This is a genomic window from Caulobacter sp. 05T431, assembly GCF_056665975.1.
This window is the reverse complement of sequence record NZ_JBFTKU010000207.1, coordinates 1-349: the sequence shown is the minus strand read 5'-3', so window position 1 is coordinate 349 and position 349 is coordinate 1. Positions and strand designations below refer to the sequence as shown.

Below are 349 nucleotides of genomic sequence, written 5' to 3'. Positions count from 1 at the left end.
CTTGCGGCGCGGGCCGAGTCAAGAGCACACTGCGGTCACGGCCCGGGCCGGCGGCGAACGTTGATCAGGTCCGCGATGACTGCTCCKATCAGTGCAAATCCGACCAGTGCAAAGGTGAACGGCAATGTGGCACCGTTGATGACGCTGAAGAGTGCGATCGGCTGCGGCACCCCGTCCATCGGGAGTGGCCGCATCGTGTTGGCGCCAGGGAAGACGGCGATGCCTCGGTCCGGCGTGGGCTCGTTGTCATGTCCATCACGCATTTCCCCTACGTTGACTGCATCGACACTTAGCGCCTATGCCATTTTTCGGTAGGGGTGGGCCAGGGGTCGCGTGATCGCCCTTGACC

Annotated in this window: 1 protein-coding gene; it reads right to left on the bottom strand. The window is 63.5% G+C overall.

Annotation, left to right across the window (positions count from 1 at the left end; genetic code table 11):
• Positions 1-35: 35 nt before the first annotated feature.
• The gene (locus AC1U89_RS25130) at positions 36-263 is read right to left on the bottom strand and encodes a hypothetical protein (RefSeq protein ID WP_476884627.1); all 228 of its coding nucleotides are present in this window, start codon (positions 261-263) and stop codon (positions 36-38) included.
• Positions 264-349 lie beyond the last annotated feature (86 nt).